Source organism: Bacillus sp. SIMBA_074, assembly GCF_046534555.1.
Classification (GTDB): Bacteria; Bacillota; Bacilli; order Bacillales; family Bacillaceae_G; genus Bacillus_A; species Bacillus_A mycoides.
The window spans coordinates 1-260 of record NZ_JAWRYM010000748.1 but is presented as its reverse complement, the minus strand read 5'-3'; the positions used below and the strand labels follow the sequence as shown (position 1 = coordinate 260).

General features: G+C 29.2%; 1 pseudogene. It reads right to left on the bottom strand.

Going from position 1 to position 260, the window contains the following annotated elements:
* Window positions 1-59 precede the first annotated feature (59 nt).
* Window positions 60-260: pseudogene (locus SB773_RS32775) on the bottom strand (hypothetical protein); the annotation flags it as partial.

Below are 260 nucleotides of genomic sequence, written 5' to 3'. Positions count from 1 at the left end.
ATCATGCATCAAAGTACTTAAAAACACCTAAATTATGTATTGAAATTACTATTTACAGTTTATTCATCATGTAGCTTGGAAAAGCTGTTATTTTGCTCTAGAAGCATCTGAATCATTTCGAGATTACAGAGTCTAAATTTGTATTTTTTTCTTTTTATCATATAGTTATCTCCAAGCTGTTTCTTAACTTCTGCATGTTGAATTTTCTCTTCTTCTATTTTTTCTGGCGTTCGAGTATCTATCTTCCACTTGTTTTTTAG